Raw genomic sequence first — 21,397 nt, forward strand, 5'->3', positions numbered from 1 at the left:
GGTTCTCGACAGATCAGAGCGAAGCGATGCCGCCCCGGATGTTGCCGTTGACGCCGTTCGGGAAGAACCCGCCCATCGTCGCCGCCGCGTTGTTCAGATAGACGATGTTCAGCACCTGCTGCGGAGAGCGGCTGAAGGCGATCGCGGAAACGGGATCGGCCGGAACGATGTTCGACACCAGCGCACCGCTGAGGGTGACGGGCGAGATGCCCTGATCCAGATCGTTCGGGCCATCAAGGCTGTCACGCGCATTGGAGATCGCGTCCGCCGCCGAGCGCAGGCTGGGGGTTTCGACACCCAAACCGTAAAGCGTCGTGCGGACGATCGCGGCGTGGTACGCCTCCACCGCCAGAATGCCGGCCGCGGCCTGCAGGAAGGTCCTGTTCTGGACCAGCGGCGAAGCGCCCTTGTACGCGGTCACGCCGACATCCTCGAAGATGTACGCACCGAGCAGGAAGCTGGCGTCGTCCGCATAGGGATCGAAGCTGGGCGACAGGCCCGCTGCCGCCGCCGCCGCACCGAACGGTCCGCCGGCACCGCCGCGAATGTCGATGTTGGGCATCGCCACCGCCGCTGTGCCGAGCGCGCCCGCACTGCGCAGGAAGGTGACGTGCGCGATCTCGTCCGCCGCGATCTCGCGCGCATATTGCGCGACGACCGGGTCACGGAACGTGACCGGACGGCCGCCGACCACGGTACCGGCCGCGGTCGTCCCGTTGCCGCCCCCGGTCAGGGTTGTGGACAGATACGAGCCCGTCGCGGCGATCGCATAGAATTGCGCTTCGAGATATTCGAGGTTCAGCGCGAAGTTCAGGATATCGGCATCCGTGATCGCCTGCGCCGACGCCTTGGTCGAGAAGCTGAGCGCTGCCGCGCCACCAACCGCGAAGGCACCCACGCCGAACGCTGCCTTGAAAAATTCTCGCCGATCGTCGCGGCGGCGGACACGATTGTCCATCGTCGCGATCAGGTGTTCGCTATCGGTCATCGATCATCCCCTCGTACGGCCGGTCGGGGGCGACCAGCCTTCAGGTCCTCTCCGTCACGCGAGAGAGGGGAGGAATGCTCCCATGACCCGCGATCGGGTACAGGAACGTCGATCGAAGACTTCCGGACGCACCGCGGCGCACCATGACGTCAAATAATTTTCGTTAAGGTCGCATAGGTTGCACGAAATCGTTGATCCCGTGCAACTTCGTTGCGCGTCACGACGGCGGATCAGAAGGTGTAGGCGACGCCCACTGCGCCCAGCCACTGGGTGCGCGATCCAGCGATGCTGGTCAGCGGGCTGTCGGCATAATCGTTGAGCAGGCGGCGGTAATTGACGCCACCGACGGCTTTCCAGCCGTGCAGCAGATCGCCGCTGAGCACATAGGTACCCGCGACGCCGAGCGACCAGTTCTTCCACCCGCCGCGCGCGTTGTAGACGGGCAGGCCGCTGGCGAGGCTCTGCTGCGGCGAGACGCTGAAGTAGGTGCGAGCGTACTTACCCGCGGCGCGTTCGCCGGAGGCGAAGATGCCGACCGCGGCCTTCTGGCTGAGCGGCGTGAAATAGCTGACGGTCGGTTGCCAGATGCCGCTCTCATGGGCGTTGCCGACATCGTAGCGATAGCTGACCGACACGGCGAGGCGGTCATAGGGGCTGGTGAGGACGCCGGTCTTGCCGACGCCGACGAAGCCGCCGACCTCGTACGCCGTGTTGACCTCTCCCAGCGCCTTCACCCGGCGATCGTCGATGCTCTTGGTGTTCGACCGGTTGAAGTTCAGGACGGCGATCGGGCCGGCCTGAAGATCCCAGGTCGGTCCCGCCTGATTGCGGATCAGGTCGACCGACACGCGGTTGCCAAGCACCTGGAAGGCATAGCCGCTGATCGAGCCGATCGCGGCGGGGGCCGGGACGACGCGATAGTCGTTCGAGCCCTCGTAATCGCTGAGATACGCCGCGGCGACACCGACGGTGACGGTATCGGCATCGAAGCCGTCAGCGCTTCCCGCGGGAGGCGTGTCCGCTGCGGATTGCGCCAGTGCCGGGGCGGTGGACAGCAGCAGCAAGGCGGCGGCGGGCAGGATGGCGCGCAAGGACTGTAACTCCGGTGATACGATGATCCCGGCGCAACGTCCCGATAACCGGATCGGGTCCGGGCCGACCGATCAGAAGATGTAACGCATCCGTACCTGTTGCGTTTGTGCACCACCATCCAACGTGAAGCGGGCAGCCTCGAACCGCGGCGGGCCGAAGCGGACGGCGGGATTGCGCGAGAAGCCGAACCCTTCGCGCGGGATGCCGGCGAAGGTGTCCAGCTTGGCGTTGCCGTTCTCGTCATGGATCACGGCGACGGCATAGCCACCCCTGGGCAGGCCGTCGAAGCGAACGCTATGCACTCCCGCGGGCACCGAGCGGGTGACGGCGTCGGCATCGTCGATGCAGCCGGGAAAATTGGTCGGATCGGCGGTCAGGCAGATGCGGACCATGCCCTTGCCGGAGCGCAGGTGGTCGACCGCAACGTCAAGCCGCGCCGGGTTCGTCGCGCCGGTGAGGGCCGACAGCGCGACGATCGCCAGCGCCGCCGTGCCGGCGCGCCGCGCGGGCGTGGTCCCGCACGAAATCGCCGAGCCCACGGTCGGTGCCGCAGATGCGATCCCAAAAGCGGAAATAGAGGCCATAATTGCACCCGTATTGTTCATGATGCCGCTGGTGATGGCTCGCCGTGATGAGCCAGTTCCCCAATGGCCCCCGCCACATGAACCGCGGGAAAACCTCCCACCCCATATGGTTCGTCACCCCCATAACCGTCATGACGGCAAGGACGAAGCACAAGGCACCGGTGTGGAGCGGAATGACGAACACCAGTAGCGGAATTACAACAGCCCCGCTCAGCGCCTCGATCGGGTGAAACGCCATTGCCGCCCAGGCGGTCGGTGGTTTGCTGGCGTGGTGGACGGCGTGCGCCAACCGGAACGGCTTCGGCCGATGCATCCAGCGGTGCGTCCAGTAGAACCATGTATCGTGCGCGAACAGCACGAGAAACACCGACACCGGCAGCCACCAGTGCGGATAGTCGGCGACCCGGTCGTAGAGCAGCGTCCAGCCGCGATTGTGCCAGCCCCAGGCGACGATACCCGCCGGGATGCCGTAGATCGCGGCGGACGCGAGGCTCCAAGCGATCTCCCGCTTCATCTGCGGATCGAGGCCGCGATAGAGGCCCGGATGCCGCCGCCCCGTCGCCCAGGCGAAGGCGCCGGACACGATCAGGTAGCGGACACCGACGATCAGCGTCATCGCAATAGCCGACAGGATGAGGGCGAGGATCACCGGGTCGCTCTACACGATGCGTGGTTAACATCACACCCCGGGTGGCCTGCGCCCTCCCCGACCGCCGTCATCGCGAGCGACGCGAAGCAATCCGGGCCCGGACGCGCGGCTGCGGATTGGCGCGTCGCTGCGCTCCTCACAAGGACGGATATTGGCGGTAGCGAGGCATCTGGCGAGGGGCTCAGCCCTTGGGCTCGCGCAACGCGTCGACCATCGCGATGACGTGTTCCAGATGCGCGGCGGGGGCGCTGGCGCCGGCGCGGTCGAGCGCGACGGCGGCGCGGGCGAGCAGGTCGGCGGATTCCTCCAGCCAGTCCTGCGCATCGCCGCCGTCGAGGCCGGCGGCATCGCCGATGTCGCGGCGCAGTTCGAATGCGGCGACGGTGCGGCGGGCGAGCATTTCCAGCGCCGCGCGCTCCTCCGGATCGAGGTCGTCGCGGGGTGCGATGTCGATGACGCACAAGGTGCCCAGCCTGGCGCCGTTGCGCATCCTGAGCGGAGCACCGGCGTAAAACCGGATGCCGCCGTCCTTCGCGACCGCCGGGATGTCGCGGAACCGCGTGTCGGCGCGGGCATCCGCGACGGTGAACAGTTCGTCGCTGCGGATCGCGTGCGCGCAGATCGATTCATTGATCGGGTCCTCGCGGTGCTCGACGCCGATCGCCGCCTTGAACCATTGCCGGTCCTCGTCAACCAGCGAGATCATCGCGATCGGGGCGTTCGTGGCCGATGCCGCTTCCTTTACGATCACATCGAAGGCCCGTTCGGCGGGCGTATCGAGAAGTCCGTATTCCTTCAGCGTGGCGAGTCGCGCGGCCTCGCTCTGAGCATCCAGCATGGTAGATTCCGTGTCAGGAGAGGCCGGCCCGATATCAAACCGCAGCGCAGGCCACTATCATCCCGATCAATGTCGGAGCGATTACATCGTGCGCTCCAGGATCAGCGTCGGCTTGTCCCGGTACAGCCCTTCCGCGAAGGCGACGAAGCCCAGCCGCTCCGCAAGCCGCCGCGATGGTGCGTTGCCCGGATCGATGATGCACATCGTGCGCGACAGCCGCGGATCGGCCCAGCCGAACACCGCCTCCAACGCTTCGCGCGCGAATCCCCGGCCCTGCGCATCGCCGCGAAAGCCCCAGCCGACCTCCGGCACCCCCTCGAAATCGGGAACCGTGCCGCGGCGCGAATCCATGATGCCGACCTCTCCCAGCCAGGTGCGGGTGGCGCTGTCCCGCACCACCCAGTGGCCGTATTCCGCGACCTGCCAGTGGCCGATATAACGGAGCAGGCGGTGCCACACCTCTTCGCGCGGGGTCGGCTTGCCGGACAGCAGCGCGTAGAAGCCGGGATCGGCGTGCATCGACGCCATCTCCTCCAGATCGCCCGGCTCGTGCGGGGACAGGGTGAGGCGTGTGGTGGACAGGATCGGCGGAGTCATCGCCGGATGGTAATGCAGGATGGTGCGGGCACGGAAAGATTTTCCGTGTCGCCGCGAAACACGCTAGGCGGAACGTTCATGGCCACCACCATCTCCTGCGACGTCGCGATCGTCGGCGCCGGTCTTGCCGGCGGGCTGATCGCGCTCGCGCTGGCGAAGCGACACCCCGACCTCGACGTGCGGCTGATAGACGGCGGCGACAGCGTCGGCGGCAATCATCTGTGGTCGTTCTTCGGCAGCGACGTGGCGCAGGCGGATCGCTGGATCGTCGAGCCGCTCGTCAGCTACGGCTGGCACGGGTACGATGTCGCGTTCCCGCATCACGCGCGCACGATCGGCGCGACCTATTACTCGATCGAGAGCAGCGCGCTGGATCGGGAAGTGCGTGCCGCCCTGCCGCCCGAACGGGTGATGCTGGGGCGCAAGGCGCTGGGCGCGTCGGCGACCGGCGTCGTGCTGGCGGACGGCGACCGGATCGAGGCTCGCGGCGTGATCGATGCGCGCGGCACCGGCGACCTGTCGATGCTGGACCTGGGCTGGCAGAAGTTCGTCGGGCGGGAGATCGCGCTGGACACCCCGCACGGTCGCGAGCGGCCGGTGGTGATGGACGCGACGGTGAAGCAGATCGACGGGTATCGCTTCGTCTACGTCCTGCCCTTTTCCGAGCGGCGCATCTTCGTCGAGGACACCTATTATAGCGACAAGGCGGAACTGAACCGCCGCGCGATCGAACCGCGGCTGGATCGCTATGCGGAGGCGCAGGGCTGGCACGGCACGACCGTTCGCGAGGAGGCGGGCGTGCTGCCGGTCGCGATGGGCGGCGATTTCGAGGGATATTGGCGGTCGGGCGGCGCGAAGACGGCGAAGGCGGGGATGCGCGCCGGCCTGTTCCACCCGACGACCGGCTATTCGCTGCCGGACGCGATCCGCACCGCCGCCGCGATTGTCGCGCAGCGCGACTTCTCCGGCGAGGCGCTGCACGCGCTGACGCACGGGCTGGCGAAGGCGACGTGGGACGCGCGCGGCTTCTACCGGATGCTCGACACGATGCTGTTTCGCGCCGCGGAACCGGAGGAACGGTACCGCGTGCTCGAACGCTTCTACCGGCTCGATCCGGGGCTGATCGGGCGCTTCTACGCGGGAACGTCGACGATGAAGGACAAGGCGCGGGTGCTGGTGGGCAAGCCGCCGGTTCCGATCGGGCGTGCGGTGCGCGCATTGATGAGGGCAAGAGCATGACGACGGCGGTAGTGATCGGTGCGGGATTCGGCGGGCTGGCGCTCGGTATCCGGCTGCAATCGGCAGGCGTGCAGACGACGATCGTCGAGGCGCGGGACAAGCCGGGCGGGCGCGCCTATTATTGGGAGCGCGACGGCTTCACCTTCGATGCGGGCCCGACCGTCATCACCGATCCGGCGTGTCTGGAGGAGCTGTGGCAGCTGACCGGCCGGGCGATGGCCGACGACGTGACGCTGGAGCCGGTGTCACCCTTCTACCGCCTCAATTGGCCCGACGGCACCAATTTCGACTACACCAACGACGATACCGTGCTGCGCGCGGAGATCGAGAAGCTGCATCCCGGCGATTGGGAGGGATACCAGAAGTTCCTGAAATACTCCGCGGGCGTGTTCCATGAGGGGTATGAGAAGCTGGGCCATGTCGCGTTCCTCGACTTCGCGTCGATGATCAAGGCGGCACCGGCTCTGGCCAAATATCAGGCGTGGCGATCGGTCTATTCGGTCGTGTCGGGCTTCGTGAAGTCGGAGAAGCTGCGCGAGGCGCTGTCGTTCCACACGCTGCTGGTCGGCGGCAACCCGATGACGACGAGCGCGATCTACGCGCTGATCCACAAGCTGGAGCGCGACGGGGGTGTCTGGTTCGCGAAGGGCGGCACCAATCGGCTGATCGCCGGCATGGTCGCGCAGTTCGAACGGATCGGCGGCACGCTGCGCCTGGGCGACCCGGTCGCGAGGATCGAGACGCTGGGCGACCGCGCGACCGGCGTCGCGTGCGAAAGCGGCTGGCGCGCGGATGCGGACATGGTCGCGGCCAATGCCGACATCATGCACGCCTACCGCGACCTGCTGAGTGACTCACGCAGTTCGCAGCGGACCAAGGCGAAGCTGGAGCGCAAGTCGTACAGCCCGTCGCTGTTCGTCGTGCATTTCGGCATCAAGGGCACGTGGCCGGGCGTTCCGCACCACATGATCCTGTTCGGCCCGCGCTATAAGGGCCTGCTGGAGGACATTTACGACCACGGCGTGCTGAGCGAGGATTTCTCGCTGTATCTGCACCATCCGACCGTCACCGACCCCAGCCTCGCCCCGGAAGGGATGTCGACCTTCTATGCGCTGGCGCCGGTGCCGCACCTGGGCAAGTTCCCGGTGGACTGGGCGGAGATCGGCCCGATCCTGGAGAAGCGCATCATCGACGAGGTCGGCCGTCGCCTGATCCCCGACATCCACGAGCGCATCGTCACCAAATTCCACTACGCCCCCAGCGACTTCGCGCAGGACCTGAACGCGCATCTCGGCAGCGCCTTCTCGCTGGAGCCGGTGCTGACGCAAAGCGCATACTTCCGCGTCCACAACCGCGACGACGCGATCCCGAACCTGTATTTCGTGGGTGCGGGCACGCATCCGGGCGCAGGGATTCCCGGCGTGGTGGGGAGCGCGAAGGCGACGGCGCGGTTGATGCTGGAGGGGTGAGGGGTTGGTGGGGTGATGCAGAAGTCAAAAGTTTTGCATCAGCGTGGGGAGCAAAGCGGCCGGTTGGCTGATGCCTGGAAGCGGACCTCAAAGCTTAGGCATTGATGCGATCTTAGTCGCGAAGGTCAGCAGGTTCGGGTGTTCGCGCCACTCTGTCAATTCGCTAAATCCGCGTTCAAGCAACGCATCAATGAATGGAGCAAAAGCGGCAACCTCTTCGCCTTCCACCAGAAAGGTCGTCTTCCAGTATCGATCGCTTCCCCGATCTTCCGAGCAACAAGCCCATAGATTCCACGTTAAACGGTCCGGGTCGGCAAGATATAGCTGCAACAACGCACTCGGATTGTTCCCCCAACGCATGGATCTGCCAACGGAGTCGCGCTCATTCTGCCTCACCGACAGGGCATGACGTGCCGCGAACCCATTGATGTTTGGATCGATCGGCAGAAGCGCTGCTTCGAAATGCGCCCATTGCTCGTCTGTCCCATACCAGCCGCGGTTCGCCATGAGGCACCTCCACGCTTTGGTATGCGGCTTCCAGCAGGTTTGGCAACACGTCCGCTCCCAGCACCTTTCCGCGCTCTGGATGCAAAACTCAAAGGTTTGCATCAAAGCGACATGAAGGTCCGACCGATGATCACCTGCAATCAGGTGACGCTACTGAATTGCAGCATGCCGCCGGATGGCGGGTATGGTGGGCGATGGGTAAATGGCCGCGAGTGACGCTGGATCGCTCCGGACCGTAGCCGCAGGCGTGAAGTCAGTAACTTCGAATCTAGCCCGGTCTATAGCCACGATACGCATTGCACCCTCAACATGGTGTTTTGCCGCATCAGTCGCGCGTATCCAAATATAGTATTTTGGATACGACACTCCACTCTGTGTCGCTCCTTTCCGAAGCGGTTCAAGCGTCACCTTTTTAGAAGGTAGCCGGTGCGCTGCGAGGTACGCTCGAACATCGCGCTCAAGGATTTTGCTAAAACTTGAGGCAGGTGGCGCATTTGCCGCAATATGGCTCGCCTGTAGCTGCTGCATCATTCGCCCTATGTGAGCCGTTGATGGAGCCTGCTGTGCCATTACAGATGCCGATACGGAGATCAGAAGTGTGAAGATGGCCGAGGTGCGCATGGTCATGATCGGTTTGTCAGCATAATCCGAGTTCCGGTCAATGGCCGGTTTCCAGCGAGGTTGCCAACCATGATGCATAACTAACAAGTTCTGCATCACGCCGGGAACGGCAGAGATCCAGGCGCATTTATGATGCATATCCCTGATGCATCATCACATCCCCGCACCCCACCACCCTTGCCGCTCCCGTCCCCATCCCCTAACCCGCGCAGCATGAAGCGCCTTGCGATTTACTGCGGCTCCGCGACGCCGGCCGATCCCGTGTTCATCGATTCCGCGCGGGAGGTCGGGCGGACGCTGGCCGAGCGGGGGATCGGCGTCGTCTATGGCGGCGGGCGACTGGGATTGATGGGCGCGATCGCCGATGCGGCGCTGGCAGCGGGGGGCGAGGTCATCGGCGTGATCCCGCAGGCGCTGGTCGATGCGGAGGTCGCGCATCGCGGGCTGACCGAACTGCACGTCGTCACGGGTATGCACCAGCGGAAGGCGCTGTTCACCGAGCTGTCGGACGGCTTCGTCACGATTCCGGGCGGCACCGGTACGATGGACGAATTGTGGGAGGCGCTGAGCTGGGCGCAGCTCGGCTATCACGCCGATCCCGTGGGGCTGCTCAACACCGCCAATTACTACGAGCATCTGATCGCGTTCTGGGGGACGATGGCGCAGACCGGGTTCCTGCGACCGCAGCACCGCGACCTGCTGATCGTCGCCGATACGCTCGACGTGCTGCTGGAGCGGATGGCCAGTCACGTGCCGACGCAGCCGATCGTGCGGATGTCGGTCGGGGATCTTTGAGCGCCGCATCGCCTCCGGATGACGTGGGGCCCACCCGCGACGCGATCGTGGCGACCGCGCATGAGTCGATCGCGCGTGGATCGAAGAGCTTCGCCGCCGCATCCCTGTTGTTCGATCCGAAGACGCGGCAGCGGGCGTGGCTGCTCTATGCGTGGTGCCGACGCTGCGACGACATCGCGGACGGGCAGGATCACGGCCACGGCATGAGCCATGTCGAGGACGCGCCGGCCCGGCTGGCGGAAGTGTCCGCGAAGACCGAGGCGGCGCTGGCCGGGCAGGTCGTCGGCGATCCGGCGTTCGACGCGCTTCGGATCGTGGCGGCGGAGACGCGGTTGCCGCCCGCATTCGCGCGCGACCTGATCGCCGGCTTCGCGCTGGATGCCGAAGAGTGGCGGCCGGCGACCGAGGACGACCTGTATCGCTATTGCTACCACGTGGCCGGGGTCGTCGGGTGCATGATGGCGGTCGTCATGGGGGTGCCGCCGGAGGACGCCGCAACGCTGGACCGCGCCTGCGATCTGGGCATGGCGTTCCAGTTAGCGAATATCGCCCGCGACGTGCGCGAGGATGCGGAGGCGGGTCGCTGCTACCTTCCCGCTGCGTGGCTGGCCGAACTGGAGCTGACCGAGGCGACGCTACTGGAGCCTGCGAACCGCGCGGCCCTGGCGCGGATAGGGGCACGGCTGGCGGAGAAGGCGGCGGCGTTCGAGGCGAGCGCGCGGGGCGGCACGCCGGCGCTGTCGTTCCGGTCGGCCTGGGCGGTGCTGGCGGCGGCGGCGATTTATGGTGCGATCGGGCGCGAAGTCGCGGCGCGGGGCGAGCGGGCATGGGACCGGCGGGTCAGCACGTCCGGCGCACAGAAGCTGGGTTTCATCGCGCGGGCGGGTCGCGAGGCGGCACGGCGACACGAGCTATATGCAAATGTGGCGCGGCCGGCTGGCCTGTGGCGACGGCCGCGCTGACGATCGACGGCCGCCAACTCTCGGGGACGGCAACCGACCTATCAATCGAAGCTACACCCGGCCCGAACGCACGCAAAGAGGCCGCGGGCGATGGCGCCCCCGGCCCGTTCACCACCGCGATCGGCAATCGACTCGCACGCCCGAAGGCGTGCGCGTGCGGATTACTTGATCTTGGCTTCCTTGAAGTCGACATGCTTCCGCACGACCGGGTCGTACTTCTTGAAGCTCAGCTTCTCCGTCTTGGTGCGCGGGTTCTTCTTGGTGACGTAGAAGAAGCCCGTGTCCGCGGAGCTGACGAGCTTGATCTTGACGGTGGTCGGCTTGGCCATGAGCCCTATCCTGAAAAAGAAAGAGAGCGGCGGCCGGGGCCCCCGCTCGATCAGTGGCGGCGCATGACGCATGGTCGGCACGAAGTCAACCGAAAGCACCCTGGCGGGCGGGTCTTAACGGCCCGGCAACCAGTGGAAGCGTAGGGTTTCAGCAGGATAGAAGAGGAGCCGGGGACATGGAGCAGCCGATCGATCTGGACGCAGTCCGCGCCGACCTGACGATGCGAATCGCCGCCATCGACACGCGTGCGCCCTATGCCCGCCCCTGCGAACTGGCGCCGGCGATCGATGCGATTCGCGTGATCGCGCATCGCAACGGCCTGAACCCCGCCGTCACCGTCGCGCATTTTGTCGGTTCGGCGCTGTCTCGCGGCGAACGTGGTGCGCTGGTGCATGGCTGGCTGTCGATCCTGTGCGACGCGGTCGGTTGCGAGCGGCAGGACGTCGCCGCGTGCGACGCCTATGCCGCCGCCTGCTCGGTCCGCCTCGCGAGCTGATACCTTGGATGCGCTGATGGCGGCGCTGGTCGCCGCCGCGCTGGCCGGCATCGGCGATCGGCCCGCGCACCTGTCGGCGATCCTTGCCGATCGATCCCGCCCTGGTGTCGCCATCCTGGCGGCGCTGGTCGCGCTCGCCGCCGCGACTGCGTTGGCGGCGATCGCAGGAACGCTTCTCGCGCCGATGCTGACGCCGGAGGCCGCACGGCTGCTGCTGGCGCTGGCGCTGGCGTTGCAGGGGTGCGGCGCACTGTGGCCGGGGAAGCCGCCGGAACGCCTCGATCGCTGGCGACTGGGCGGGTTCGCCACCGCGACGCTCGGCCTGTTCATCCTCGCGTTCGGCGACGGCGTGCAATTCGTCGTCGCCGCACTGACAGCGGGTGGAGGATCGCCGATACTCGCTGCGGCCGGCGCGACGATCGGCGCCACCGCGACGATAACGGCAGCGGCCCTACTGGGCGAGCGCGGCTGGCTGAGGCTGCCGCTCAACCCCGTGCGATGGACGATCGCCGCGCTGTTTCTCGTCCTCGCGGCGATCCTCGCATTACAAGCGCTCCATCTCGTCTGACGGCGGAGCCAATCGAGGCGGGGTTCGTTACGCTGACGATCCCAAACTTCGGAGCTTATGATGGCCGACGTCGCCCCCAACCTGAAGACCCCGACCGACCTCAACCGCAACGACACGCGCACCGTGGCGGAGGCGCTGAACATCGCGCTGGCGGATTGTTTCGCGCTGTACCTGAAGACGAAGAATTTTCACTGGCACGTGTCCGGCCCGCATTTTCGCGATTACCATCTGATGTTCGACGATCAGGCCACACAGATTCTGGGCATCACCGATGCGATCGGCGAGCGCGTGCGCAAGACCAGCCAGACGACGCTGCGTTCGATCGGCGACATCAGCCGTCGCCAGACGATCGTCGACAACGATCGCGATTATGTCAGCCCCGACGAGATGCTGGCGGAGCTGCGCGAGGATAATCTGAAGCTGATCGCGGTGTTCCGCGACGCGCGCGAGCGGGCCGAAGAGGCGAACGACACCGCCACCTCGTCGATCGTCGACGACTGGATCGATCAGGCCGAGGAACGCGCCTGGTTCCTGTTCGAAACCGCACGGAAGGGTTGATCCGATGTTGAAGCTCGCTGTGATCTTTCTCGTGCTCGGCCTCGTGCTGGGCGGCCTCGGCTTCGGCGGCGTCGGTGGTGCGTTCGTCGGGATCGCCAAGATCCTGTTCGTGATCGCACTGGTGCTGTTCGTGATCTTCCTCGTGCTCGGTCTGGTCGCGGGCAAGAAGGTCAAGGACGCACTCTGACTGACGGGAGCGCCTACCGGCTGGTGGACGACGGTCCGATCCGGATCAGCCACCAGTCGGGCGGTGCGCCGAAGCGGATCGGCAGGTTGCTGGTGCCAAGGCCACCGGTGACGATGACGGTGCGGCCGGGGTCATGGATCACGCCGCACCGGTACCGCGGCGGGGCCACATCGATCGGCGCTCCGTAGAAGGGCAGAACGACTTGCCCGCAATGGGTATGCCCCGCCAGCAGCAGGTGGACGTACGGCTTGGCCCATGTTGCCACTTCCGGCGTATGGGCCACCATCACCCCAGCCCCCTGCAGTCGTAGCAGGGCGAACATGGCCGGTGCGATGTGGGCACGACCGGTAGACTGATCGTCCAACCCCGCGATACGCATCGCGCCCACCTGCACGGCTCCGTTCTGGAGCAGTGTCGCACCGATCTTCTGTAGCATCTGCGCCACCAGCAGGTCATCGGTGGCATAATCGTGATTGCCCAGCACTGCGACGATACCGAATTGAGCGGACAGCCGACGCAGTTCCGCCTCCAGGATCGGTACGGCGTGCAGGGCTTGCGCCCGGCCCACGCCTTCGATGAAGTCCCCGGCGATCACGATCAGGTCGGGGCGCTGCGCGTTCACGCGATCGACCACGCGGCGCAGCCGCTGCGGGTCCATCGTCATGCTTTCCATGTGGATATCGCTCAACAACGCGACCGTCATCGGCGGCGCGCCCCTGGGCCAGTCCGGCAGCCCCACGGCGGTACGCCGCAAGACCGGATCGACGCGGGCATTGTGCACCCCGACGCCGAACAGGACACCGAAGGCGGCGATCACGAGCAGACAGGCAAGCAAAAGGCGGCGCATCAACATCGTCGCGTGCCCTAGCGGGAGCGGTTCGGGTGCGCCATGCGTTCCTATGTCATGCACGCTTTCGCCGCGCTTCTCGATTCGCTGATCTACACGCGCGGTCGCAACGCGAAGCTGAAGCTGGTCGCTGATTACCTCCTCGCCACGCCCGACCCCGATCGCGGCTGGGCGATGGCGGCGCTGACCGGCGATCTCGACCTGCCGGGCGTGAAACCCGCGCAAATCCGCGCGCTGATCGAAGAGCGCGTCGATCCCGTGCTGTTCCGCATGAGCCGCGATTATGTCGGCGACACCGCGGAAACGGTGGCGTTGTTGTGGCCGGCGCCGGTCGTGCCCGCCGAGCCCGAGCCGCTCTCGCTGACGCAGGCGGTCGAGCGGTTGCGGCATTTGTCGCGCTCCGATGCGCCCGCGGCGCTGGCGGCGATGCTCGACCGGCTGGACACGGAGGAGCGGTTCGCGCTGTTGAAGATGGCGACGGGCGGTTTGCGCATCGGCCTGTCCGCACGGCTGGCGAAGACGGCGCTGGCGAATGCCTTCGGGATCGACGTCGACGAGCTGGAGGAGCTCTGGCACGGTCTCGACGCGCCCTATGCGACGCTGTTCGAATGGGTGGAGGGGCGCGCCGAGCGACCGACGGCGGTGGACACGCCGATCTTCCGCCCCTTCATGCTGGCGCACGGACTGGAGGACGCGCGTGTCGACCTGAACGATTATGCCGCGGAGTGGAAGTGGGACGGCATCCGTGTCCAGATCGTTCACGTCGCCGGCCAGACGCGCCTGTACAGCCGCACCGGCGACGATGTGACGGGCGCCTTTCCCGATGTCGCCGCCGCCTTTGCCGAAGCCGGGGCGGTCGATGGCGAGTTGCTGGTGAAGGGCGAGGTTCAGGGCGGCGAAGCGGCGAGTTTCAACGCGTTGCAACAGCGATTGGGCCGCAAGACCGTGTCGGCGAAGATGCTCGCCGAATATCCGGCCTTCGTCCGCCTCTACGATATTCTGGTCGACGGTACGGAGGATCTGCGCGCGCTGCCCTGGACCGAGCGCCGCCGGCGGCTGGAGGCGTTCGTGCCGCGGCTCGATCCGGAGCGCTTCGATATCAGCGCGGTGATCGAGGCCGACGACTTCACGCATCTGGAGGCGATCCGCGCCGGCGCGCGCGATGCCGCGATCGAGGGTGTGATGCTCAAGCGGCGCGACAGCCCCTATGTCGGCGGACGGCGCGCGGGGTTGTGGTACAAATGGAAGCGCGATCCGCTGACCGCAGATTGCGTGATGATGTATGCGCAGCGCGGCAGCGGCCGGCGATCCTCCTATTACAGCGACTATACGTTTGGGTGCTGGACCGACGACGGCGAGTTGCTGCCGGTCGGCAAGGCGTATTCAGGCATCACCGACGAGGAGCTGCGGATGCTCGACAAGTTCGTCCGCAACCACACGCTCAACCGGTTCGGCCCGGTACGCGAAGTGGAGAAGACGCTGGTGCTGGAGATCGCGTTTGATTCGATCCACGCCTCGACCCGGCACAAATCGGGTGTCGCGATGCGGTTTCCCCGGATCGCGAGGATCAGGACGGACAAGCCCGCGAACGAAGCCGACCAGCTGGCGACGCTGAAGCGGCTGGTGACCTGATCCGCCGGACGGACGTCAGGGCAGCGCGATCTCGAACAGCGTCGGCCACAGCTTGCCGGTGACGAACAGCCGCCGCGCCTTCGCATCCCAGGCGATGCCGTTCGCCACCGCCTCGATATCGGTAGCCCCGATCTCCGCGACGATCGGCTTCAGGTCGACGATCTGGACGACCTTGCCCGAGCCCGGATCGATGCGGACGAGATACGGCGTGTGCCAGACGTTGGCGAGGATCGTGCCGTCGACCAATTCCAGCTCGTTCAGGTCCTTGAGCGGCCGACCGCGGATCGTGACGGCGATCAGGCGGCGGTCCTTCAGCGTCTTCGGATCGACCACCCGCAACGTGTCGGACCCGTCGGAGCGGATCAGCTGCGTCGCGTCGCCGGTCAGGCCCCAGCCTTCGCCGGTGTAGCGCATGTTTCCCAGCGGCTTGAGCGTTTTGGCGTTCCAGCGATGCGCTATGCCGTCATGCCATGTCAGGCTGACGAGGTCGTTACCCACCAGCGCCACGCCCTCCCCGAACTGCGTCGCGGGGATCGTGGCGCGGGCGAGGATGCGACCGTCATTCAGGCGGACGCGGCGGACCTCCGACCGACCCTCCTGCCCGGTGCTCTCGACCAGCACGCCGTCGTGCCACAACAGCCCTTCGGTGAAGGCAGTACGGTCGTGCGGGTAGCGAGCGACGATCCGCGGCACGACGACGGGGATGTCGGCGGGCTCCGTCGTATCCTGCGCGGCCTGCGCCGGCGGCGTGGCTTGCGCGGGTGGCGAAAGCCACAATGTGAGCAGGGCGAGGAGCGTCGGGATCATCGCGCCTGATTGCGGCAGGCGATGCGGGGCGGCAAGCCTCTAGTGGCGGAAGTGGCGCATGCCGGTGAAGACCATCGCCAGCCCGGCCTCGTCCGCCGCCGCGATGACCTCGTCGTCGCGGATAGAGCCACCCGGCTGGATCACCGCCGTAGCGCCAGCTTCCACGGCTGCGAGCAGGCCGTCGGCGAAAGGGAAGAACGCGTCCGATGCCACCGCTGAGCCGATCGTCTGCGGTTGCGCCCAGCCTGCCTTCTCCGCAGCGTCCTTCGCCTTCCACGCGGCGATGCGGGCCGATTCCAGCCGGTTCATCTGCCCCGCGCCGACACCGGCGGTCGCACCGTCCTTGGCATAGACGATCGCGTTCGATTTCACGTGCTTGGCCACCGCCCACGCAAACCGGCAGTCCGCCAGTTCCTGCTCGGTCGGCGCGCGACGCGTCACCACCTTCAGTTCGCCCAACCGGCCATTGTCGCGCGACTGGACCAGCAGGCCACCGGCAATGCTCTTGATCGCCAGCCCGCCGCGTGTCGGATCGGGCAGTTCGCCCGCGATCAGCAGCCGCAGGTTCTTCTTGCGCGCGAACACCGCCCGCGCATCGGCATCGGCATCGGGGGCGACCACGACCTCGGTGAAGATTGCCGAGATCGCCTCCGCCGTCGCACCGTCGAGCGGACGATTGACCGCGACGATGCCACCGAAGGCCGACACGGTGTCGCACGCGAAGGCGGCGCGATACGCGTCCAGCACCGTCTCCCCGCTCGCCACGCCGCAGGGGTTGGCATGCTTGACGATCACCACCGTCGGCGGCCCGTCGCGGAACTCCGCCACCAGTTCCAGCGCGGCGTCGGCATCGTTGAGGTTGTTGTAGCTGAGCGCCTTGCCCTGCAACTGCTCCGCCTGCGCGATGCCGCGGGCGTGTGGGCCGCGCGGCAGGTACAGGGCGGCCAACTGATGCGGGTTCTCGCCATAACGCAGTTCCTCCGCATGCCGCGTGAAAGCGAGCGGCAGCGTCGCCGGGAACGTCTCACCCTGATCCGAAAAGGCGAACCATTGCGCGATCGCCGAATCGTAGGCGCCGGTGGCGGCGAACGCCTTGGCTGCGAGGCGGCGACGCGTGGCGAGCGTGGTGCCGCCGGCGTCGAGTTCGGCCAGCACGCCCGCATAATCGGCGGGATCGGTCAGGATCGCGACATGCGCGTGGTTCTTGGCGGCGGAGCGGACCATGCTGGGGCCGCCGATGTCGATATTCTCGATCACCTCGTCCCGCTCCGCGCCCTTCGCGACGGTCGCCTCGAACGGATAGAGGTTGACGACGACGAGATCGATCGGCGCGATGCCGTGCTCCTGCATCGACGCGACGTGCGCCGGATCGTCGCGCACCGCCAGCAGGCCGCCGTGAACCTTGGGGTGCAGCGTCTTGACGCGTCCGTCCATCATCTCAGGGAAACCGGTCAGGTCCGACACGTCGTCGACGGTAAGGCCAGCCTCGCGTAGCGCCCTCGCCGTGCCGCCGGTGGAGACGAGCGCGACGCCCTTGGCCGCCAGCGCGGTCGCGAGATCGACGATGCCGGTCTTGTCGGAGACGGACAGGAGGGCGCGGGTGACGGGGATGGTGCTCATGGCCAGCGCCCTTGGCCGGTCAGAGCGCGCGCTTCAAGACCCAGCTGATGTGCGCGCCGCCGGTCGGGGCTTCTCCACCGACCACCAGTTGCTGGATCGCCACCGGCCGCCCCTCCCCGTCGATCCAGACGCTGTCCTCGATCGCCAGCGCACCGCCGCGCGCGCGGAACTGCCACAACGCGCCGCCGGGCAGGCGCAGGATCGCCGCCTGTCCATCGGCGGTTGCCGACGCCTGCACGCCGCGACCGAGATGGAACCGGACCGCGAACCCCGTCGTCCCCGGATTGCGCTTGCGGCCGTCGGGCAGCAGCGCATCCTCGCCGCGCAGCTCGCGACCGTCGCCGGTCAGCAGCAGCTGGCGGCGGTGCTTGAAACCCCAGCGGCGGACGTAGCCGTCGTGGCTCGCCTCGATGCGGCTGGCGGCATCGGATTCCTGCCGGGACAGCTCCACCTCCGCGACGCCGCGGCCCAGCGTGCCGTCCGTATGGATCGCGGTGGAGTTCGAATCGCCCAACGTCAGCGTCGAATGCGCCGCGGTGGTGCGCAGCCCCTCGGCCAGGGTCGCCGGAAGCTGTACCACCGCCGCGCGCGCGCCGCCGCAGTTGACGACGATGCGGACCGGGCCGTCGCTGAACTCGAACGCCAGCGTGGAGGCACAGCCGCCATCGACCACCCGCGCGACCGGCGGCGGCGCGGCATCGACGATCAGCACCGCAGAGCCGGCGGCGAGCCGCTGATACCCCCATTCGCGCGACTGGCGCAGCGGGCGGGTGCGGATTTCGCTGGCCGCGATCACCGCCGCGACCTCCGCTTCGGTAGAGGGGCCACCACCCTGCCAGCTTGAGAGCGCGCGGTCGCCGTGACTTGCGCCGAGCAGCGCCGGGACCATCCGCGCCAGCGCCGATCCCGCGACGACGGGCAGCTCCAGCCGGCGCGCCGCATAGGTCTCACGCAGGGTCGACAGCAGCGCGATCACGTCGAGCAGCATCGCCGGGCTGCGCGAGACGACGCCGCCATCCTCGAACAAGCCGGTGTGCAGCGCGCGCGTCAGCCCCGCCTCCCCGAACGCCAGCCGCGGATCGCCGCCGGGAATGAGCAGCCCTGCCGCGACGACTCCGCACCACGCGGCAATGCGCGGTGCACCGGCGGGTGCCTTGTCGGCACTGCGATCCAGATGCCGCGCACCGCGTGCCAGCGTGTTCAGCACCTGCGACCGGTAGATCAGGTCCGTCGACGACAGGATCAGCGGCGCATGCGCCGTCCAGAACAGGATGCGGCGGCCCCAGTGTTCCGGCGACCACGCCGCACCCTCGATCTTCGTACCATGCACGCTCAGCCAGCGCTGCATCAACCCTTCGGCGACGGTCGCTCCGGCGGCGCGGGTGGCCCCCGACGACAGGTCGCGCAGCCAGGCGAAGCTGTGAACATAGGCGCCGAACGCACCCGACCAGTCGGGCCTGGCGAAGTCGAGCGTGTCGATCGCGCGAACTTCGCCGCGAAAGCCGATCTGCCCGTCCAGCAGCGCCTGTCCGCACGCGGCACTGCCCAGCACGGGGTCGTCGGGCACTGCGATCAGCTTCAGCGGGTAACGCCCCTTCAGCCGCATGCCGTGGATCGGCGTCCGCCACGTCAACCGGTGCAGCCGATCGGCGAGACGCTCCGCCAGCGACAGGCCGGACGTGCCGCCGACCCGCATCAGGCGCTTGCCCTCCTCGATGCCGTCGGGGTTCGTCTCGCTATCGGGGGGCAGGTCGGTCACGCGCCGCGGAGTGCCCGGATATTGTCCGCGTAACGGTCCGGTCCGCCACGGAAGACGGCGGTGCCCGCGACGAGCGCGTCCGCACCCGCATCGATGCACTGGCGCGCGGTGTCGGGATCGACGCCGCCATCCACCTCCAGATCGATCGCGCGGCCGGTCTGGTCGATCATCTTGCGGATCGCGGCGATCTTCTTGAGCTGGCTGGGGATGAAATGCTGCCCGCCGAAGCCGGGATTGACGCTCATCACCAGCACCAGATCGACGGTGTCGAGCAGATAATCGAGCATCTTGGCGGGCGTGCCGGGACACAGCACGACGCCGGCGCGCTTGCCCAGCCCCTTGATGTGCTGGAGCGAGCGATGGATGTGCGGACCCGCCTCGTAATGGATGCTGATGCAGTCCGCGCCGGCCTCCGCGAACGCATCCAGATACGCATCCACGGGCGATATCATCAGGTGCACGTCGAACGGCTTGGTCGTGACGCCGCGCACCGACTTCATCACGGCCGGCCCGAACGAGATGTTGGGCACGAAATGCCCGTCCATCACGTCGATGTGGATCCAGTCCGCGCCGGCGGCGTCGATGGCGCGCACCTCCTCGCCGAGCTTCGCGAAGTCGGCGGACAGGATCGACGGGGCGATGCGGACGGGCAGGGCTGGCATGGGCGCTCGTGTAACGCGGGTTGCGGCGGGGTTAAAGGTGGCTGGTAGGGTCAGGTGCGCCTGAGCTTCACCGCGAAGAAGCCGTCGAGCCGGCCCTTGTCGGCGAGCATCGTCGGCAACGTCCGGACATATCCCCCTTCCGCCGGAGCGACGCCGGTCGGCAGCGATGCCGGATCGACCGGCTCCACCGCAAAGTCGCGCCGCGCGACAAGGAACCGTTCGAGCTGGCGCTCGCCCTCGTCCGGTTCCAGCGAACAGGTGGCGAAGACCATCGTGCCGCCCGGCTTTACCCAGTCGGCGGCGCGGTTCAGGATGCGGGTCTGAAGCTCCGCCAGTTCCGCGACCACCGAGGGGCGGACGCGGTGGAGGACGTCCGGGTGGCGGCGGAAGATACCGGTGGCGCTGCACGGTGCGTCGATCAGGATCGCGTCGGCCGGTTCCTCCGGCGACCACAGCAGCACGTCGGCGCGCACCACCTCGGCCTTCAGGCGGGTGCGGAACAGGTTCTCGCGCAGGCGCTTGATTCGCCCCTGCGACGAATCGATCGCGACGGTCTGCCAGCCGGCGGCGGCGAGCTGCATCGTCTTGCCGCCAGGCGCGGCGCACAGGTCGAGCGCGACGCCGTCACCCCGGCCCAGCATCCGCGCCGGGATCGTAGCGGCAAGGTCCTGCACCCACCACGCGCCGTCGGTATAGCCCGCCATGTCCGGCACGGGGTCATGATCGACGAGGCGCAAGTGGCCGGGCGCAAGGCTTTCGCCGCCGAGCCGCACGCGCCATTCCTCCGTCGAACCGGGATCGGCGAGCGTGATGTCGAGCGGCGGCGGCGCGGCGATCGCTTCCGCGGCGGCCTCGACCATCGCCTCGCCCCACGCCGTTTCCCACCGCGCCTCGACCAACGGCGGCAGCGCGGGAATTTCGGGCAACAGGATGTTGGCGCGCATCAGCGTGCCGAACACACCATGGACCAGCTTGCGCGGGCCGCCATCGACCAGCGGCAGCACGGTCGAGATCGCGGCGTGCGGCGGCGTGCCGAGTACCAGCGCCTGCACCAGCGCAATGCGGAGCGCGGTACGCGCCTTGGCGTCGTCCGGCAGCGCCCGCTCCGTCGCGCCGTCGATCGCGGCATCGAGATCGGGCAGACGGCGCAGCGTCTCCGCGGCGATGGCATGCGCGAGGCCGCGATCGGGCCCGTGCACCATCCGCGTCGCCGCCGGCAGCGCCGCCTCCAGCGACTCGCCACGGCGCAGCACCGCGTCGAGCAGTTTGATCGCGGCACGTCGGGTCGGCACGCCGAGCGGTTCGGGCGCATGCGTCTGCGGCCCCGCCGGCTTCGTTCTGGGCTTCACTTGGGAGAACTCCTTTGAGCCCCTATGTGGAGCAGCAGCGATATTCCAGCAACCGCAGCACCGGAGATACGCCGATGGGACAGCGTCCCGACCATCTGAAGCCACCCAGCTACCTGTCCCCAAACCCCCCGGTGCCGCAGCCGGAAGCCGCGCCGAAGCGCGACGACGATCCGCTCGGCCGCGATCCGGTGCGCTACGGCGATTGGGAGCTGAAGGGGATTGCCGTCGATTTCTGACGCCA

At 67.4% G+C, this 21,397-nt stretch carries 24 protein-coding genes; 10 read left to right on the forward strand and 14 right to left on the reverse strand.

Features of this window, described 5'->3' with window-relative positions; genetic code table 11:
• Nucleotides 1-13: 13 nt before the first annotated feature.
• The 6 genes from AC0CH8_RS02925 to AC0CH8_RS02950 form a co-directional block, all read right to left on the reverse strand.
• On the reverse strand, nucleotides 14-988 hold the full coding sequence (locus tag AC0CH8_RS02925; protein WP_204199103.1) for a ferritin-like domain-containing protein: 975 nt from the start codon (nucleotides 986-988) through the stop codon (nucleotides 14-16).
• 230 nt (nucleotides 989-1,218) lie between these two features.
• Nucleotides 1,219-2,079, reverse strand: a complete 861-nt coding sequence (locus AC0CH8_RS02930; RefSeq protein WP_465238596.1) for a MipA/OmpV family protein — start codon at nucleotides 2,077-2,079, stop codon at nucleotides 1,219-1,221.
• Between the two features lie 72 nt (nucleotides 2,080-2,151).
• Nucleotides 2,152-2,619 (reverse strand): DUF2141 domain-containing protein, encoded by a 468-nt coding sequence (locus tag AC0CH8_RS02935; RefSeq protein WP_465238597.1) that lies wholly within the window; start codon nucleotides 2,617-2,619, stop codon nucleotides 2,152-2,154.
• A complete protein-coding gene (locus AC0CH8_RS02940) occupies nucleotides 2,507-3,313 on the reverse strand; it encodes a sterol desaturase family protein (RefSeq protein WP_465238598.1) in 807 nt (268 codons plus the stop codon). The genes AC0CH8_RS02935 and AC0CH8_RS02940 overlap by 113 nt, the downstream gene beginning before the upstream one ends.
• 181 nt (nucleotides 3,314-3,494) lie before the next feature.
• Entirely contained in the window at nucleotides 3,495-4,151 is a 657-nt protein-coding gene (locus AC0CH8_RS02945) for a GAF domain-containing protein (protein WP_465238599.1), read from the reverse strand.
• A gap of 81 nt (nucleotides 4,152-4,232) precedes the next feature.
• A complete protein-coding gene (locus tag AC0CH8_RS02950; RefSeq protein ID WP_465238600.1) occupies nucleotides 4,233-4,748 on the reverse strand; it encodes a GNAT family N-acetyltransferase in 516 nt (171 codons plus the stop codon).
• Nucleotides 4,749-4,826: 78 nt separating this feature from the next.
• On the opposite strand from AC0CH8_RS02950, the gene crtY reads away from it, so the two are divergent.
• Both crtY and AC0CH8_RS02960 read left to right on the forward strand, forming a co-directional pair.
• Nucleotides 4,827-5,987 (forward strand): lycopene beta-cyclase CrtY, encoded by a 1,161-nt coding sequence (gene crtY / locus AC0CH8_RS02955; RefSeq protein WP_465238601.1) that lies wholly within the window; start codon nucleotides 4,827-4,829, stop codon nucleotides 5,985-5,987.
• Nucleotides 5,984-7,456, forward strand: coding sequence for a phytoene desaturase (locus AC0CH8_RS02960; protein ID WP_465238602.1), 1,473 nt, complete (start codon nucleotides 5,984-5,986; stop codon nucleotides 7,454-7,456). The genes crtY and AC0CH8_RS02960 overlap by 4 nt, the downstream gene beginning before the upstream one ends.
• A gap of 87 nt (nucleotides 7,457-7,543) precedes the next feature.
• On the opposite strand, the gene AC0CH8_RS02965 is transcribed toward AC0CH8_RS02960, so the two are convergent.
• A complete protein-coding gene (locus tag AC0CH8_RS02965; RefSeq protein ID WP_465238603.1) occupies nucleotides 7,544-7,963 on the reverse strand; it encodes a hypothetical protein in 420 nt (139 codons plus the stop codon).
• A gap of 834 nt (nucleotides 7,964-8,797) precedes the next feature.
• Here AC0CH8_RS02965 and AC0CH8_RS02970 point away from each other — a divergent pair.
• The gene (locus AC0CH8_RS02970) at nucleotides 8,798-9,379 is read left to right on the forward strand and encodes an LOG family protein (protein WP_204199094.1); all 582 of its coding nucleotides are present in this window, start codon (nucleotides 8,798-8,800) and stop codon (nucleotides 9,377-9,379) included.
• Between the two features lie 23 nt (nucleotides 9,380-9,402).
• Nucleotides 9,403-10,341, forward strand: coding sequence for a phytoene/squalene synthase family protein (locus tag AC0CH8_RS02975; RefSeq protein WP_465238604.1), 939 nt, complete (start codon nucleotides 9,403-9,405; stop codon nucleotides 10,339-10,341).
• Between the two features lie 161 nt (nucleotides 10,342-10,502).
• Here the strand turns inward: AC0CH8_RS02975 and rpmG are convergent, their stop codons facing one another.
• On the reverse strand, nucleotides 10,503-10,670 hold the full coding sequence (gene rpmG, locus AC0CH8_RS02980; RefSeq protein WP_055844439.1) for a 50S ribosomal protein L33: 168 nt from the start codon (nucleotides 10,668-10,670) through the stop codon (nucleotides 10,503-10,505).
• Nucleotides 10,671-10,846: 176 nt separating this feature from the next.
• Here rpmG and AC0CH8_RS02985 point away from each other — a divergent pair, with 176 nt between their 5' ends.
• The 4 genes from AC0CH8_RS02985 to AC0CH8_RS03000 are packed head-to-tail and all read left to right on the forward strand — an operon-like array spanning nucleotide 10,847 to nucleotide 12,480.
• Nucleotides 10,847-11,167, forward strand: a complete 321-nt coding sequence (locus AC0CH8_RS02985; protein ID WP_465238605.1) for a hypothetical protein — start codon at nucleotides 10,847-10,849, stop codon at nucleotides 11,165-11,167.
• A gap of 16 nt (nucleotides 11,168-11,183) precedes the next feature.
• The gene (locus AC0CH8_RS02990; protein WP_465238606.1) at nucleotides 11,184-11,735 is read left to right on the forward strand and encodes a TMEM165/GDT1 family protein; all 552 of its coding nucleotides are present in this window, start codon (nucleotides 11,184-11,186) and stop codon (nucleotides 11,733-11,735) included.
• A gap of 60 nt (nucleotides 11,736-11,795) precedes the next feature.
• Nucleotides 11,796-12,293, forward strand: coding sequence for a Dps family protein (locus AC0CH8_RS02995; protein ID WP_204199090.1), 498 nt, complete (start codon nucleotides 11,796-11,798; stop codon nucleotides 12,291-12,293).
• A 4-nt stretch (nucleotides 12,294-12,297) separates the two neighbouring features.
• The gene (locus AC0CH8_RS03000) at nucleotides 12,298-12,480 is read left to right on the forward strand and encodes a DUF1328 family protein (protein ID WP_204199089.1); all 183 of its coding nucleotides are present in this window, start codon (nucleotides 12,298-12,300) and stop codon (nucleotides 12,478-12,480) included.
• 13 nt (nucleotides 12,481-12,493) lie between these two features.
• On the opposite strand, the gene AC0CH8_RS03005 is transcribed toward AC0CH8_RS03000, so the two are convergent.
• Nucleotides 12,494-13,333 (reverse strand): metallophosphoesterase, encoded by an 840-nt coding sequence (locus AC0CH8_RS03005; RefSeq protein WP_465238607.1) that lies wholly within the window; start codon nucleotides 13,331-13,333, stop codon nucleotides 12,494-12,496.
• Nucleotides 13,334-13,384: 51 nt separating this feature from the next.
• Between AC0CH8_RS03005 and AC0CH8_RS03010 the strand changes: the two genes are divergently transcribed.
• Nucleotides 13,385-14,959, forward strand: coding sequence for a cisplatin damage response ATP-dependent DNA ligase (locus AC0CH8_RS03010; RefSeq protein WP_465238608.1), 1,575 nt, complete (start codon nucleotides 13,385-13,387; stop codon nucleotides 14,957-14,959).
• Between the two features lie 15 nt (nucleotides 14,960-14,974).
• On the opposite strand, the gene AC0CH8_RS03015 is transcribed toward AC0CH8_RS03010, so the two are convergent.
• From AC0CH8_RS03015 to AC0CH8_RS03035, 5 genes are read right to left on the reverse strand one after another with little or no spacing between them, the layout of a single operon-like run.
• On the reverse strand, nucleotides 14,975-15,766 hold the full coding sequence (locus AC0CH8_RS03015) for a glutaminyl-peptide cyclotransferase (RefSeq protein WP_465238609.1): 792 nt from the start codon (nucleotides 15,764-15,766) through the stop codon (nucleotides 14,975-14,977).
• A gap of 39 nt (nucleotides 15,767-15,805) precedes the next feature.
• Nucleotides 15,806-17,386, reverse strand: a complete 1,581-nt coding sequence (purH, locus tag AC0CH8_RS03020; RefSeq protein ID WP_465238610.1) for a bifunctional phosphoribosylaminoimidazolecarboxamide formyltransferase/IMP cyclohydrolase — start codon at nucleotides 17,384-17,386, stop codon at nucleotides 15,806-15,808.
• 19 nt (nucleotides 17,387-17,405) lie between these two features.
• On the reverse strand, nucleotides 17,406-19,082 hold the full coding sequence (locus tag AC0CH8_RS03025; protein WP_465238727.1) for a heparinase II/III family protein: 1,677 nt from the start codon (nucleotides 19,080-19,082) through the stop codon (nucleotides 17,406-17,408).
• Nucleotides 19,083-19,141: 59 nt separating this feature from the next.
• A complete protein-coding gene (rpe, locus tag AC0CH8_RS03030) occupies nucleotides 19,142-19,807 on the reverse strand; it encodes a ribulose-phosphate 3-epimerase (protein ID WP_465238611.1) in 666 nt (221 codons plus the stop codon).
• Nucleotides 19,808-19,857: 50 nt separating this feature from the next.
• The gene (locus AC0CH8_RS03035; protein ID WP_465238612.1) at nucleotides 19,858-21,156 is read right to left on the reverse strand and encodes an RsmB/NOP family class I SAM-dependent RNA methyltransferase; all 1,299 of its coding nucleotides are present in this window, start codon (nucleotides 21,154-21,156) and stop codon (nucleotides 19,858-19,860) included.
• 74 nt (nucleotides 21,157-21,230) lie between these two features.
• On the opposite strand from AC0CH8_RS03035, the gene AC0CH8_RS03040 reads away from it, so the two are divergent.
• Nucleotides 21,231-21,392, forward strand: a complete 162-nt coding sequence (locus AC0CH8_RS03040; RefSeq protein WP_465238613.1) for a DUF1674 domain-containing protein — start codon at nucleotides 21,231-21,233, stop codon at nucleotides 21,390-21,392.
• The last annotated feature ends 5 nt before the right edge of the window (nucleotides 21,393-21,397 follow it).

The organism is Sphingomonas sp. AC435 (assembly GCF_979253005.1).